The organism is Streptococcus sp. ALY_211 (genome assembly GCF_058314555.1).
This window is the reverse complement of sequence record NZ_JBZFUN010000001.1, coordinates 1-12,168: the sequence shown is the minus strand read 5'-3', so window position 1 is coordinate 12,168 and position 12,168 is coordinate 1. Positions and strand designations below refer to the sequence as shown.

Below are 12,168 nucleotides of genomic sequence, written 5' to 3'. Positions count from 1 at the left end.
CCTACCCCCTGTTCAGCAATTCCATACAAAACAAGCAGTCTTCATTGATATCACGTCGCTTACCATAGTCGATATTGCAAACATGAAAACCATCATCATAGATTGCCTCTAGATTTTGTCGACCGGCACTGGCCGTTTTGACGGGTTGCGATTGATCAACATCCGACAAACGCTCACGCAGTTTTGCATTCTCCAATCTCAGCTGAGAATTCTCCTCCATAATCTCTTCAAGCTTCTTCTTCATGAGTTCCACTTGAGCAAAATTTTCCATCAGATTGTTGGAGACTTCATCAAAAGCATCAAATAATTCTTTTCTATCCATACTGGCTTATTTCCTCCAAACTGTAGGTCAAGATACCAGCCTGCTCTTCAAAGCGAATATTGACCGTCTCTTTAAAGACATCCATACCAGCAACAGTCCCCCAACCTTCTTGGGTTTTAACCTTGCTACCGTAATCTGGAAATTTCTGCTTAGCCTCCCGATAAAAATCATCCTCATAGCTCAGACAGCACAAGAGACGGCCGCATAACCCCGTGTTTTTCCCTGAACTTAGCGAAAGATTTTGATTTTTCACCATTTTAATAGAGACTGGCGGAAAATCTCCCAGAAAGGTCGAGCAGCACAAGGGACGGCCGCAAGGTCCAAGCCCACCATAGACCTTGGCTTCTTCACGTGGGCTGATCTGTCGCAATTCAATACGTGCTCTAAAATACCCAGCCAACTCCCTCAGGAGCTGACGAAAGTCCACACGCTTTTCAGCCGTATAGGTAATAAACACATGGCTGCGATCCAAGGAAAAAATAATCTGAACCAACTTCATCTGAAGATTGTGCTTGGCAATCAAATCCTTAACCTTGGACCGGCTTTCCTTAGCCAGAGCCATATTTTCCTCAGACCTCTTCAAATCTGCATCATCAGCTAGACGCACCACTTTATCCATCTGGGCTGGCAGAGTATTTGCCGGTCGCTTATGATTTTCCTGCACAACAGTTGCCAGACGCTCACCCTTGCTTAAGCGAACAACTATACGATCGTTTTTATGAACCTCCTGACTTGGTAAAACATAGCTCAATGACTCACCGTCATCATATCTAATTCCAATTACTTCTATCATGATAGCACCATAAATTCTAAACTGCTTTGAAAGCTAACATAGCTCAACCACATCTGCCTAGCTTGGTATAAGCGAGTGACAGCATCTGGTTGCTGATTTCGTCCAAAAAGAATTAAGAGAAGCCTGAAAATCAGATCTTGCTCCACCTTATCATCAGTTAGACTAGCAAGCTGACCAGCCTGTAAAAAAGCTTGATCAGGCTTGGATTTAAAGGTCGTCACATATTTTTGCGCTAGACGATAGATCTCATCAAACTTCGTCGAATTGGCCAGCTCCACAGCCTCATGCTCATCATCTGCCAAATCTGCGATCAACTCTGCCTTATCTTTGAGCGCCCCCTTCAATTCCAAGCGCTCTCTCAAGTAGGCTGTATTTTTTGTAAAATAAAATCGCTGACAGCGACTGCGAATAGTCGGCAACACCTTACTCTCATCAGCACTGACCAATATCATATAAGAAGCAGACTGGGGCTCCTCAATAAATTTCAAAAGACTATTAGCAGCATTGACATGCATCTTATCGGCATCCTTGATGATAAAAAATTGCTTTTGCCCCTCAAATCCAGAGCGTGTAAAATCACGCAAGAGCTCACGAATCGTATCGGTCTTGATCAGATTGCCCTGGGGTTCGATAATTTTGACATCAGAAAAATCTCTATCCCTAATCAAGCGACACTCACGACACTCACCGCAAGGAAGAGCATCTTGAAGATTTTCACAAAACTGACTCTGAGCAAGAAAGAGAGCCATATCAAAACTCCCAAAATTCCCTGAAAAAAGATAAGCATGACTCAGCCTATCCTGACGTAAAATCTGGTGAAATTCATCAAAAATTTTAGGCTGAAGATCCCTTAGTGTCATCAATCTGCCAACTCCTTATTTATCCGACTGATGGCTTGCGCAACCACTTGGCTCAAAGGCTGACTAGCGTCAATTACCTCAATGCGCCCTGCCTCTTCCTCAGCCAGATCTAGGTAACCCTGACGCACGCGCTGGTGCATATCCAGCTTCTCAAGGTCCAAGCGATTAACCTCACGCTCATCTGCCACCTGAATACGCTCTAATCCAACTTCAGATGGAACATCAAATAACAAGGTCAAATCAGGATGCACATCCTCAATCGCATAAGCATTCAACCACTTGATCGCTTGGATGTCCAAACCACGACCATAACCTTGATAGGCTAGCGAACTATCGATAAAACGATCCATCAATACAACTTTCCCCATCTCCAAAGCCGGTATGACCTTTTCTACCAAGTGCTGACGTCTAGCCGCAATATAAAGCAAAAGCTCCGTCTTATCATCCATCTCAGTGTGAGCAACATCCAAGATAATCTCACGGATCTTCTCAGCAATAGCTACACCGCCAGGCTCTCTCGTCGTCACAACCTGATAACCCTGCGCCTCTATCTTAGGAACAAGTTCCATTAAAACACTTGTCTTACCGGCCCCATCAGGACCTTCTAGGGTAATCAGCTTCCCTTTTCTTACTGGTTTTTTATTTTCCATACTGTTATCTATTCTACCAAAAAAAAGCCTATTTTTCTTGGCCCAATATCATTTTTCCCAGCTTCTTTTACCTTCCTCGGGGTAACATCTAAGAATAAGCAGTCTCCTAATTTATTATAAAAGCACTAGAAAAATTAATTCATTTTCTAGTGCTCTTTCTTTATAAAACTTTAGCTTCTGTCAGTTGAATATCATCCACAATCAGACCAACTGCTTCCAGCTTAGCCTTAAGACTCGCAGGATCCACCTGACCATCAATTTGAATTTCATTGATCACTTGGCCATTTTTAGCATTGGCAATAACCGTCCGCCTAATATTAAGCCCTTCCTTAGCAATAGTACCCACGATCCGTTCAAGAACACCCACACTATCATCAGCTAAAATACGTACACGCACACCTGCCTCGCCATAGCCAGACACCTCAAGGAAGGTACGATAGACATCACGATCCGTAATAATACCAGACACCACTCCGTTCTCTTCTACAGGAAGAACACCAACCTTATGCGTCATCATAATGTAGATAGCATCTTCGATACTAGAAAAAGGAGATACCGTCACAACATCTTTAATCATAATATCTTTGATCTTAGTCTTGTTGAGAAGATAGTTCATCTCATAAATCGATAAACTCGTAGCTTTAGAAGGTGTTGCTTCTGCCATTGTCCCTTCGGTTACCAAACCGACCAACTTATCATTTTCGATAACAGGCAAACGACGTAGCCCCTGCTCACGCATGACATCTGCAGCTGCTGCAACAGTCGTTTCCGGAGAGACGTAAACTACTTTTCTAGTCATAAAATCTTTAACCGCCATAGTACCAATTCCTCACTCAATTTAACTCTCTTGTATTATATCATATTTGACAACGGTTTCATCTGCCTAATAAAAAGAGAAAAGGGATGAAATCACTCACCTGTGAGAAAATCACGGCTTTGATTTCCCTCGCTCTCTTATTTTAGGTCCAGGATAGACGAATTAAAGATCAGCAACATTGTGATAAACCTTTTGCACGTCATCATCATCTTCCAGTGCATCGATCAAGCCTTCAAAAGCTTCCAAATCTTCACCTGACAATTCAACCTCTGATTGCGGAATCATTTCCAACTCAGTGACTTGAAATTCCTCAACCCCATTTGCTCGAAGCGCCTCCATCCCCTTATGAAGATCAGTTGGAGCGGTATAAACTGTAATACTGCCCTCTTCTGCTTCGACATCATCTACATCAACATCAGCCTCCAGCAACTGCTCAAAGACCGCATCAGCATCATCGCCAGCAAAGACAATAACTCCCTTGCGATCAAACATGTAGGACACCGAACCTGATGCTCCCATGTTACCGCCATTTTTACCAAAAGCCGTCCGAACATTGGCTGCTGTACGATTAACATTGCTAGTCAAGGTATCTACAATAATCATAGATCCATTTGGCCCGAAGCCTTCATAACGCCCTTCTACAAACGTTTCATCCGTATTTCCCTTAGCTTTATCAATCGCTTTATCGATGACATGCTTTGGTACTTGCGCTTGCTTAGCCCGCTCCAACACGAACTTCAAAGCTGAGTTTGACTCTGGATCTGGTTCACCTTGCTTGGCAGCCGCATAAATTTCAACACCGAACTTGGCATAAACTTTAGAGTTTGCACCATCTTTAGCAGTTTTTTTCGCAACAATATTGGCCCATTTACGTCCCATAATTTCTCCTTTAATTCGCTATTGGTATATTTTACTCACTTGCCCAAGGGCAAAATCACCATTATTGTACCACAAAATTGATCCAGTCTCTAGTCATTAAAAACCCTAATCCAACAGCTTTAGCGCTAATAATAAATCACCCAAAAGGTTTGAGAGAGTCTTAGAGGTTGGAAATACAGTGAAGCAAAGTACAGGAGATTGGATAACCTCCAACAGTTCTCCAGACCAGCGTTCCTAGCAAATAAATAAGGCTGAGAACCTCTGTCTCAACCTTATTGACCATATAGGAGAAAATTACACAGCTTGAATCACCAGTTCATCATCAACCATATCGGCCTTCAGTGCTTTAGCATCAAGGTGGTCAAGATAGAAATCTGTCACCTTATCACGAATCTCACCTTCAATCACCCGGCGTAAAGGACGAGCTCCCATAGCTTCATCGTAACCTTCTTCAATCAGGTAAGTTTTGGCCGCTTCGCTTACGTCCAATGTAATATTCTTTTTCGCCAGAGTACGGTTGACTTCATCCAGCATGAGATCAACGATCTCTTTCAAATCATCTTTTGATAGGTGAGAGAACTCAATGACACCATTGAAGCGATTGAGAAATTCTGGACGGAAGAAGGGCGCTAATTTATCACGCAGACTGACTTCTTTACCTTCTTCTTCTGGAACAGCACCAAAGCTATAACCAGCATTGGAGGTCGCAATAATAACAGTATTCTTGAAGTTGACAGTGTTACCTTGACCATCAGTCAGGCGGCCATCATCCAAAACTTGTAGAAGCAGAGTGATAACCTGCGGATCAGCCTTTTCAATTTCATCTAAGAGGATAATAGAATAAGGATTGCGACGAACCCGTTCGGTCAGCGTGTTGGAATTATCATCATAGCCCACATAACCAGCCGTTGTCCCGATCAACTTAGAAACGGCTGTACGATCGCTATACTCTGACATATCCAGACGGATAACGGCATCCTTGGTTCCAAACATATCCAGAGCCAGTTGCTTGGCCAACTCTGTCTTACCGACGCCGGTAGGTCCGACAAATAAGAAGCTGCCGATTGGTCGGTTTCCTTCATCAAAGCCTGCACGGTTTCGGCGAATAGCACGGGCCACTGCCTGCACAGCTTCATCCTGACCGATGACCTTGCCCTTAAGACGACTGCCCATTTCTTTCAAGCGCTCAATATCAGAAGCACCCATTTGTGAAACAGGAATACCGGTCATACGTTCAACAGCTTGAGCGACATCATTAATACTTGCCACTACTTTTTGACGCTCAGTATGATTGTCCACCTGCTTTTGTAGGTCATCAATCTTAACTTTTTCAGCCAAGGCAGCTTCATAGTCTTCCTTATCTGCTGCTGCTTGTTGACGTTCCTTAGCCTGAGCTATTTCTTCTTCCAGAGTCTTAAGGTCCGTCACGGGATGTTTGGCAGCCAAATGAGCAGCAGTCACATCGACCAGGTCAATAGCCTTATCAGGAAGAGAACGCTGCGGCATGTATTGAATAGAATAATCTACTGCTGCTTTCAAGACACTGTCTGGCAACTCTACATTGTGATGTTCCTCATAGAGTGGCTTGATGCCTTTAAGGATTTCCAGCGTATCGTCAGCTGAGGGTGCATTGACCTTGACTTCATTAAAGCGACGAGCAAGGGCAGCATTCTTTAGAATGGTGTTTCGATATTCATCCTGTGTACTGGCACCAATAAGAGTCAGCTCTCCACGTGAAAGCGCAGGTTTGATAATATCGGCTAAGCCTTTAGAACCTTGCCCATCACCTGTACTACCTGCACCGAGAATTTGATGAATTTCATCAAAGAACAAGATGATATTACCTGCTTCTTTGACCTCATTCATGAGATTTTGGATATTTTCTTCAAAAGCACCACGATACTGTGTACCAGCCTCTAAGCCAGAAATATCGATGGAGATGATTTCCTTATTTTTGATCGCTGCTGGCACATCACCAGCCACAATGGCTTGGGCTAAGCCTTCAACAACTGCCGTCTTACCAACACCAGCATCTCCTACTAAGACAGGATTATTCTTAGTCCTGCGTGCAAGAATTTCAGCGGTATCTTGGATTTCTTGGTTGCGTCCTATAACAGGATCCAACTGACCATCACGCGCTTCCTGGGTTAAATTACGCCCTAGTTTTGCCAAAATACCATCCTTTTTCACATGACCTGAAGGCCTTTCCGAAGAGACTTCTTCCTGATTCGGTAAATGACCATTCTGACGATAATAAGCAAACTCCTCAGGGCTCACTTCACGGCCATTAATACGGTAACGTCTAGTTTCACTATTAAAACCACCCATGCTCCCCATTAATTGATTGAAAATATCATCCATACTATTAAAGTTATTAAAATTGTTGTTCATCTGTCTTCCTCTTTTCTGCTAGGTTTGATTTGACCAAGTCTGACCAATCCATTAAAAATTTAGAGCCTACTCGGCCTTTGATTTTTGACTAATACTGACTAATTAAGTGAAAATAAAAACCTTCCTTCTCTCTCATCTCTGGTAATGGAGAATAATCACCAGAATTATCAGGGTTCCTTTATCCCTGTGACTATAGTATACACCTTTGGTCAGTAAAGGTCAATACTTTTATCTGACTTTTACTGACCTTTTATCCCTTCTATAAATAAAGAAGAAATATACTGATCTTAACCGCTAGCAAACTAAAAATTTTATCCATACCTCTATCCTTTTATGTCTTAATAATGTCTAAAATTTACAATTCTTTATCATTTTAGAATTTTTAAAGAAATCGGTTTCAAAAAATGCTAGAATAACCTAAAAATTATTTTAAAGTGAGGATATTTTTATGGAAAATCAAAAACGCTTCAAATTGCACAAGGTTAAAAAACACTGGGTAACCATTGCGGTAACCGCAACAGCTGCTACAGCACTTTTTGCAGCTGGCAGTCAAGCCAGCGCTGACCAAGCAGCACCAGCTCCTCAAGAACAGGCAGCTGCCCAGCAAAACACACCAGCTAATCAGGCTGGTGAGCAAAAAGCAGAACAAACACCTGCTGTTCAAGAAACTCCAGCTGCTCAACAAAAGCCAGCCCAAGGCACACCTGAGGTCGCCCCTGGCCAAGATGGATCAGGCGGGGATCAAGGTCAAGCTGAAGAAGCTAAGCCTGCTGCTGAACAAAATGCCCAAGCTGTCGAGAATCAAGAGGGACAAGCTGCCAATCAAGCGGTTGAACAAAAAGAGCAAGCAGCCCAAGAGCCAAAAGCACCAGCTAACAATCAGGCAGAACAAGCAGCAACACCGACCCAGCCTGCTGATCTAGCTATCCAAGCGCCACACAACAGCCGAGCTGCCAATTCCTTCAATGAAGAAAACGGTCAGTGGTACTTCCTCGATGCCAACAAACAAAAGGTGACTGGCTGGCAGACCATCGATGGCAAAAAGTTTTACTTCAACCAAGATGGTAGCCAAGTTAGGGGAAATATTGCTGAGAACAGTGGCAAAATCTATTATCTTGATAAGGACAACGGACAAGTCATTACTAACAAAGTTGGGATTACCCCTGATTCTAAAGCCTATTACTTTGCTGAAGACGGCAGTCGACTAGAAGTCACTGGTTTACATGAAGTTCATGGGAAAACCTATTATTTCAACGATGATTTCAGCATTGCCGACAGCAAGGGTTTCTCTGGCTGGCAGACTGCCGATAACAAACAAGTTTATTTCAATAAGGGCTACCAAGTAAAAGATGGCTTTGCGGACATTGACGGGAAGACTTACTATTTTGATGAAAACGGTAATGTAAACCGCACAGGTGGACTCAAAAAAGTTCAGAGTTCCCGTTACTACTTCAACAGCCAAGATGGTGCACTCTTTAAGAAGCAATTTGTCCCTCACATTGATGAAGACTCAGGACAACTCGTTTACTACTATGCTGACGAAAACGGACGATTAGTTTATGGTTATCAGACGATTGACGGTCTGAATTACTACTTTAAACAAGACGGCCGTCAGCTTAAAGGAATCGGTTATGATAAGTATGGAAAAGCTATCGTCACAGATAAAGATACAGGTATTATCCTAGAAGGAGAAGCAGCCAAAACAGCTCAGTACCGTGACCAAGTCAGCAGAACCTTCACCAAAGGCCAGTCTGACATTATCTATTATGATGAAAATGGCAACACTGTCAGCAACCGTTTTGTCTATGATAGAGACTATCCAACTAACATCAAGCGAAGTGCCCATCAAACAGGCTGGCTCTATATTGGAGAAGACGGCAAAGCCGTCAAAGGCGATCAGCTTATCGACGGAGTGCTTTATCACTTTGATAAAAAGTACGGCGGACAATATAAAAATACCGTCTATCACCAGCAAGAACAAGGGTTAGACGGCAGTACTGCCGGCTACTACTATCTTGACAGCAATGGTCGTCCTCTAAAAAATACCTTTATTCAAGTGAATACCGAAGACTATCAGGGCTATTACTATGCTAACGAAGACGGACAGCTGGCTGAAGGCTGGAAAACCATTGATGGTAAAACCTACTACTTCGCTAAACCAGAAGACACAACATACTACTATGATCATCGGACTAGATTTGGACAGATTAAGGGACAAATGCTGATCATCGATGGCGCCAAATATTACTTTGATTCAAATACTGGTGAGCTGGTTAAAAATCAAACAGTAACCATTGATAAAAACAATAATCCTTCAGAGCCTCTGGGATATCCGAAGATAGAAACAGTAACTGTTGATGGAAAAGATTACACCCTAGGACAGGATGGTAAAGCCCAGGAAACCTATGGTTTTATTACTAAGGAAGATGGTAAAACTTACTATCAACTAGAGGATGGCAGCTATGTCAAGGGCTTGACCGTTATCGATCATAAAAATTATTATTTCGATAAAGAAACAGGGGAAATGGTTAAAAATAAAATGATTTTGGACGAAGACCACGCTCTCTACGGTTTCCAGGGTAGTCGCTACTACAGCACCTATTACTTTGGTAAAGATGGCTATGGGGTTAAAGGTTTCCAAACTATCGATGGCAAACGCTATTACTTTGGAGATGGCGGTCAATCCGTTTCCAGCAATTATCCACGCCCTGTCACTGTAGAAGATGATCTTTACTATATCAAAAATGACCAAGTGGTCACAGACACTTTGGTGCAGTATGGTCTCGCATCATTTGGCTATAATCCATCTTATAATAATCAGGTGGGCTACTTTGGTGCTGATGGTAAACTGCAACAAGGCTGGTATGAAAAAGATGGCAAAACCTACTATACCGTAGAACCTGAAAATGCAGACATCTATCAGCCGTCATACACACGCGCCAACGGAGTTCACGGCGTTGATCAGGATGTTTATGGTTTTGATAAAGACAGCGGAGAACTCAAGCCAAGCGGTTGGTATCAAGCATACCCAGATAGAAATGAGTGGCGCTATCTAGATGCCAATGGAAAAGTCCTGACCGGCTGGCAGGTAATTGATGGCAAAACCTACTACTTCAGTCTTGGGCATATTGATAAGGGGGTCGGTGACGAATATAAGCGCCTGCAATTTACAGAAAGCACTGGTATCCAAGTCAAGGGAGAATTGGTCGACATTGATGGCAATCAGTACTACTTCGACCCTGATTCTGGTGAACTTTGGGTCAATCGCACACTGGACTACGAGGGACATACCTATCAGCTTGACGATAAAGGGAAGGCTACTTTAATTCATTAAACCTCGCCAAAAAGGGAAACTCTTTTGAGTTTCCCTTTTTATTATATACTCACTATAAACAATACTGTTCAATAGCACGGCTGACAAAATCAGCAGTTCCTGCTCCGCCAGCCTGATCAATGGTTTGACTGAAACGATTATCAGTCGCATACATCTTCCCAAGTCCGGCTAAAATTTCTGGGCTACAAGGGTAGAAATGCTCTGAGATATAATCCTGCAGAATCTTGACTTGGGCTTGAACCTTATCATCAGCGACATCCAAATCTCTCAGGCGTCCAAACTCAGCCATGATAGCCAACATCTCATCAGTCACTTGTGCAAAAGCTTCCTTATCCGTCTTGGCCTCAAAAATTTGATAAGCCTGAGTATCACCCCAACGCTCCTTGGCTTCAGTCTCAAGGGCTTGCAGCTGAGACTTATCATAAGCGGTAAATGTCATCGTATCTCCTCCTTCTTGCAGACGACGAGCATGAGCTAAAACGCCTTCCAAATGTGCCTTCTTGGCCTCCAAAAGGGCTATCTGCTTGGTCAAAGCTACCTTGCGGTCATAACTCGGACTGTCCACAATCTTCTTAATGGTTTTGAGAGGAAATTCCAGCTCCCGAAACAGCAAGATTTCCTGAAGGCGCTCTATCGCCTCATGATCATAATAGCGATAGCCATTCTCAGCCACCTGACTGGGCTTGAGCAGATCGATCTCATCATAATAATGCAGCGTGCGCACACTGACACCCGACAGCTGACTCATCTCCTTAACGGTCTTCATAGGAACCTCCTCTCTACTGAGGATACTAGCTCTTACACTCCCAGAACTTAGTAAGCCTGATAAAAGTGATCAAACACCTAGGAAGGCTTAGCTATGTTCTCAGAAGTGTAGGCTCTGTTCACCTCAACTATGAGTATAGACCATGACGCAGCGTAAGGGTCAAGGGGGAAAATGGAAAAATCTCCAAAAAATTTGGAGATTAGATTTAGTAATGATCTCGTAGTGAAATGAAAGTGACACCATCATCTTCAATTAGATAAACGAGACGATTTTCAGCATCAATTCGTCTTGACCATGCTCCTTGATAGTCGTGCCTTAAGGGTTCAGGCTTACCGATTCCTTCAAAAGGAGAACGTTGAACATCTTTTAAAATCCTATTAATGCGCTTGAGTGTCTTTTTATCCTGATTCTGCCAATAACAGTAATCTCTCCACGCAGAATCTGTAAATTTCATAGGCATAACTAATCCTCAATCTCATGAACTTCAACCTGACCCGCTCTTGCTTGAGCAAGCCCTTCAATAATCTTATCCGAAAGATATTTATTTTGTGAAATTCGAAGGGTCTCCTGAATACTGTCCCACTCACTTTTTGAAAGAACAACGATATCTTCATCAGGATTTTTATTAACAACTATAAGCGGTTCAAATTCATTATTGACCTTTTTCATATAGTCTTTGAGATTATTACGAAAAGTTGAATAAACGACTGCTTCCATGGTAAAACCTCACTAATTCCTAATATTTAACCACAGTATAAAATAAAAGAAAAAACTTGTCAATAAATTGTACAAGTTTTCATATATAAATCCTTATCTATTAAATGTTTTCCATCGTGGTATATAAAACTAGTGATGAGACTGGAAAAATCTCAGCCTCATCTCAACTTTAGCTTTCCTAATCAACTTGATTGATAAAATCGTTGTTGTAATCTACATTTTCTGATTTATAATTACTCAGAAATTCTTCCAACTGTTCTCTTTCTCCACTTCCATTTGTTGCAAAGCGTTTTATTGGAATACCATATTTCTCTAAAATTTTATTTTTCATAGAATCTCGTTTAGCTTGGTCAGAACCTAGTGTATGATACTTATAGCCATCAACTTCTATTGCTAAAATTGGCTGTTTAGTTAGCGCATTAAACAGTAAAAAATCTAAGTGAGTGTTGCCATGACTAGCATACTGTCTCTCTCTATCATTCATAAGTGAGAAATTTTTAACTAATTTATTTAATCCCGCGTTGTAAAATGAAGTGCAACACAAAAGACATGTTCGTCTGATATACTAGAATCCTCCAACTCAGTATAGAAAGCAGATGAACATGTCCACTAATTATTCTACCAAAAAGTCGCGTTATT

The 12,168-nt window shown here is 42.2% G+C and carries 12 protein-coding genes; 1 reads left to right on the top strand and 11 read right to left on the bottom strand.

The genetic code is table 11. The features are described 5' to 3' along the window. Window position 1: 1 nt before the first annotated feature. From yabA to AC4HAJ_RS00030, 7 genes are all read right to left on the bottom strand, one after another. On the bottom strand, window positions 2-322 hold the full coding sequence (gene yabA, locus AC4HAJ_RS00060) for a DNA replication initiation control protein YabA (protein ID WP_491078114.1): 321 nt from the start codon (window positions 320-322) through the stop codon (window positions 2-4). After that, complete coding sequence (locus AC4HAJ_RS00055; RefSeq protein WP_491078113.1) at window positions 315-1,115, bottom strand: PSP1 domain-containing protein; 801 nt, start codon at window positions 1,113-1,115, stop codon at window positions 315-317. The genes yabA and AC4HAJ_RS00055 overlap by 8 nt, the downstream gene beginning before the upstream one ends. After that, window positions 1,112-1,975 carry a DNA polymerase III subunit delta' gene (locus AC4HAJ_RS00050; protein ID WP_491078112.1) on the bottom strand — a complete coding sequence of 288 codons (864 nt, stop codon included), beginning with the start codon at window positions 1,973-1,975 and terminating at the stop codon, window positions 1,112-1,114. The genes AC4HAJ_RS00055 and AC4HAJ_RS00050 overlap by 4 nt, the downstream gene beginning before the upstream one ends. Then, window positions 1,975-2,625: a dTMP kinase gene (gene tmk, locus AC4HAJ_RS00045; RefSeq protein WP_491078111.1), complete on the bottom strand. Its 651-nt coding sequence runs from the start codon at window positions 2,623-2,625 to the stop codon at window positions 1,975-1,977. Before tmk ends, AC4HAJ_RS00050 begins: the two co-directional genes overlap by 1 nt. A gap of 160 nt (window positions 2,626-2,785) precedes the next feature. Then, window positions 2,786-3,442: a CBS domain-containing protein gene (locus AC4HAJ_RS00040; RefSeq protein ID WP_491078110.1), complete on the bottom strand. Its 657-nt coding sequence runs from the start codon at window positions 3,440-3,442 to the stop codon at window positions 2,786-2,788. 162 nt (window positions 3,443-3,604) lie between these two features. Further along, window positions 3,605-4,321 carry a YebC/PmpR family DNA-binding transcriptional regulator gene (locus AC4HAJ_RS00035; protein ID WP_491078109.1) on the bottom strand — a complete coding sequence of 239 codons (717 nt, stop codon included), beginning with the start codon at window positions 4,319-4,321 and terminating at the stop codon, window positions 3,605-3,607. 294 nt (window positions 4,322-4,615) lie between these two features. Continuing rightward, on the bottom strand, window positions 4,616-6,712 hold the full coding sequence (locus tag AC4HAJ_RS00030) for an AAA family ATPase (RefSeq protein WP_491078108.1): 2,097 nt from the start codon (window positions 6,710-6,712) through the stop codon (window positions 4,616-4,618). Between the two features lie 448 nt (window positions 6,713-7,160). Here AC4HAJ_RS00030 and AC4HAJ_RS00025 point away from each other — a divergent pair, with 448 nt between their 5' ends. Continuing rightward, window positions 7,161-10,046 carry a KxYKxGKxW signal peptide domain-containing protein gene (locus tag AC4HAJ_RS00025; protein ID WP_491078107.1) on the top strand — a complete coding sequence of 962 codons (2,886 nt, stop codon included), beginning with the start codon at window positions 7,161-7,163 and terminating at the stop codon, window positions 10,044-10,046. Window positions 10,047-10,098: 52 nt separating this feature from the next. On the opposite strand, the gene AC4HAJ_RS00020 is transcribed toward AC4HAJ_RS00025, so the two are convergent. The 4 genes from AC4HAJ_RS00020 to AC4HAJ_RS00005 all read right to left on the bottom strand — a co-directional run bounded on the left by AC4HAJ_RS00020 (window position 10,099) and on the right by AC4HAJ_RS00005 (window position 12,013). Further along, the gene (locus AC4HAJ_RS00020) at window positions 10,099-10,812 is read right to left on the bottom strand and encodes a MerR family transcriptional regulator (protein ID WP_491078106.1); all 714 of its coding nucleotides are present in this window, start codon (window positions 10,810-10,812) and stop codon (window positions 10,099-10,101) included. Window positions 10,813-11,017: 205 nt separating this feature from the next. Continuing rightward, complete coding sequence (locus tag AC4HAJ_RS00015) at window positions 11,018-11,272, bottom strand: Txe/YoeB family addiction module toxin (RefSeq protein WP_165329226.1); 255 nt, start codon at window positions 11,270-11,272, stop codon at window positions 11,018-11,020. 2 nt (window positions 11,273-11,274) lie between these two features. Continuing rightward, on the bottom strand, window positions 11,275-11,529 hold the full coding sequence (locus tag AC4HAJ_RS00010) for a type II toxin-antitoxin system Phd/YefM family antitoxin (RefSeq protein ID WP_165329227.1): 255 nt from the start codon (window positions 11,527-11,529) through the stop codon (window positions 11,275-11,277). A 178-nt stretch (window positions 11,530-11,707) separates the two neighbouring features. After that, window positions 11,708-12,013, bottom strand: coding sequence for a DUF2726 domain-containing protein (locus AC4HAJ_RS00005; RefSeq protein WP_491078105.1), 306 nt, complete (start codon window positions 12,011-12,013; stop codon window positions 11,708-11,710). Between the last annotated feature and the right edge of the window lie 155 nt (window positions 12,014-12,168).

Coding starts and splice junctions, on each gene's coding strand:
- yabA (WP_491078114.1), bottom strand. CDS start 322: ATGGATAGAAAAGAATTATTTGATGCTTTTGATGAAGTCTCCAACAAT.
- AC4HAJ_RS00055 (WP_491078113.1), bottom strand. CDS start 1,115: ATGATAGAAGTAATTGGAATTAGATATGATGACGGTGAGTCATTGAGC.
- AC4HAJ_RS00050 (WP_491078112.1), bottom strand. CDS start 1,975: ATGACACTAAGGGATCTTCAGCCTAAAATTTTTGATGAATTTCACCAG.
- tmk (WP_491078111.1), bottom strand. CDS start 2,625: ATGGAAAATAAAAAACCAGTAAGAAAAGGGAAGCTGATTACCCTAGAA.
- AC4HAJ_RS00040 (WP_491078110.1), bottom strand. CDS start 3,442: ATGGCGGTTAAAGATTTTATGACTAGAAAAGTAGTTTACGTCTCTCCG.
- AC4HAJ_RS00035 (WP_491078109.1), bottom strand. CDS start 4,321: ATGGGACGTAAATGGGCCAATATTGTTGCGAAAAAAACTGCTAAAGAT.
- AC4HAJ_RS00030 (WP_491078108.1), bottom strand. CDS start 6,712: ATGAACAACAATTTTAATAACTTTAATAGTATGGATGATATTTTCAAT.
- AC4HAJ_RS00025 (WP_491078107.1), top strand. CDS start 7,161: ATGGAAAATCAAAAACGCTTCAAATTGCACAAGGTTAAAAAACACTGG.
- AC4HAJ_RS00020 (WP_491078106.1), bottom strand. CDS start 10,812: ATGAAGACCGTTAAGGAGATGAGTCAGCTGTCGGGTGTCAGTGTGCGC.
- AC4HAJ_RS00015 (WP_165329226.1), bottom strand. CDS start 11,272: ATGCCTATGAAATTTACAGATTCTGCGTGGAGAGATTACTGTTATTGG.
- AC4HAJ_RS00010 (WP_165329227.1), bottom strand. CDS start 11,529: ATGGAAGCAGTCGTTTATTCAACTTTTCGTAATAATCTCAAAGACTAT.
- AC4HAJ_RS00005 (WP_491078105.1), bottom strand. CDS start 12,013: ATGAATGATAGAGAGAGACAGTATGCTAGTCATGGCAACACTCACTTA.